Origin of the sequence: Azovibrio restrictus DSM 23866, assembly GCF_000429665.1 — a bacterium.
Taxonomy (GTDB): domain Bacteria; phylum Pseudomonadota; class Gammaproteobacteria; order Burkholderiales; family Rhodocyclaceae; genus Azovibrio; species Azovibrio restrictus.
In genome coordinates this window covers 1-1,633 of record NZ_AUCH01000047.1, presented here as the reverse complement: position 1 = coordinate 1,633, position 1,633 = coordinate 1, and the positions used below count along the sequence as shown (strand labels likewise).

Here is a 1,633-nt window from a genome sequence, read left to right as displayed (position 1 = left end):
TTCGGCTACCGTAGTGATGGTTACGATGGTGTCCTTCCCCTGGTGATTACCCCCACGCTGGTGGGCATCGAGACCGTGAACCTGGCTGTCACCGGTGTCGAGAGGGCCGAGACCATACTGAACCTTCAGGATGCCAGCGGCCTGAAAGCAGTGAGCCTTAACAATGCCATCGAGCCTGTAGGAGGCTATATAGTGAACCTCGGTAGTATCGTCCAGCCCGTAAATACTGTTGTAGTGAGCAATATCTTGAAAGCATTGGAATCCATGTCTGTGAGTGGCACCCAGTCTGGATACCCCGCCGTTCAGTTCTCCTATGCTGCCGGCGCCCTGGTGGGTGAAAACAGCGTTACCCTGAACCTGGATGGTGCCAGTCTCTACAGCCTGAGTATTGGTCGTGATACCTCTGGCTCCGGCCCTTTCTATGAGGTGGGGCTGGAAGGTTACGAGCACTTGACGATCAATGTGAACAGGGCTTCCAGCATCGGCTTTCTGAACCTGCCCATGGACAGCGGTTCCGCAGGCAGCATCACCATTACTGGTGGCGCCGACCTGCAATTGGGTGTCCTGATGTTAGGTGACCAGCAGCCGGTATACCCTGACTACAGCGGTATCTATCAGACGGACGGCCGCCTTGCCAGCATCGATGCATCCGCTTTGACCGGCAACCTGACCCTCGTCCTGAGCAACATCATGGACGTGGGCAAGGCTGGCAGCTCCAGCGTGGAGCAGGATGTGACGGTCACCGGCGGGTCTGGTGACGATACTTTTGTGCTGCACGACGTGATGCAAGCGGGGGACAGGGTTCTCGGCGGTGGAGGTACCGACACCCTGCAGTTCTGCTCCGGTTCCGGCTTGAACTCCGTTGCTGAAAGCATCGAAGTGGCGGCCCTGCGGGCGATGGACATCTTTGGGGTGTTCGGCGAGGATTTTTCCGTGATTGTGGATTTTTCCTATTTGGCTTCCGTGGACCGTATCGAGTTAAGCAATGCCACCCCCACTGCTACCCTTGGGTACCGGGAGGCCGGATTTGACCAGCCATCGGTGAACTTCACCATGACCAGCCTGAGAGTTGGCCAGGCGGCCAGCATCACCATTCAGCACGCTTCTACCGGTAACTGCGACATTGCCGATTCCGTGATTCAGGCCGCCTTGGCCACAGATACCGCCAGCGATACCCTGGGAGTGACCATCGCGGATGGTAAGAACCTGGATTTTCGCTTCAACTTCACGATCGACACCGCATTCGCCAGCAGCGGGGCCTCCAGCTTCGAGCATCTGACCATCACTGATACCGATGCTGAGTCCAACGCCGTGGAACTGAATGACTTTGCCCAATTCACCGGCAGCATCACCCTGAAGGGGGGCAAGGCCGGGACCTTCCTGAACTTCGACGTGGACACTGACGGTGCCGACGTGACCCAGCAGAGATACCTCGGCCACGGTGACAGTGTCGCCAATCCCTGGGATGCCCTGGATCTGGTGGGCAACTACCATCCCGTTCAGCAGGGGCTGCTGGGGTTGGCCACCGACGGGTCGGCCATAGATTTTGCCGCTGGCCACATCCACGATGTGGGCAACCTGGCGACCCAGGTGCGTCTGGGCGCGGCCAGCATCAACGCGGCTGCAACCGACT

The 1,633-nt window shown here is 58.5% G+C and carries 1 protein-coding gene; it reads left to right on the top strand.

Going from position 1 to position 1,633, the window contains the following annotated elements:
- Positions 1 to 1,633, top strand: a 1,633-nt coding sequence (locus tag G474_RS23830; protein WP_169729548.1) for a hypothetical protein, incomplete at both ends; no start/stop codon positions are given.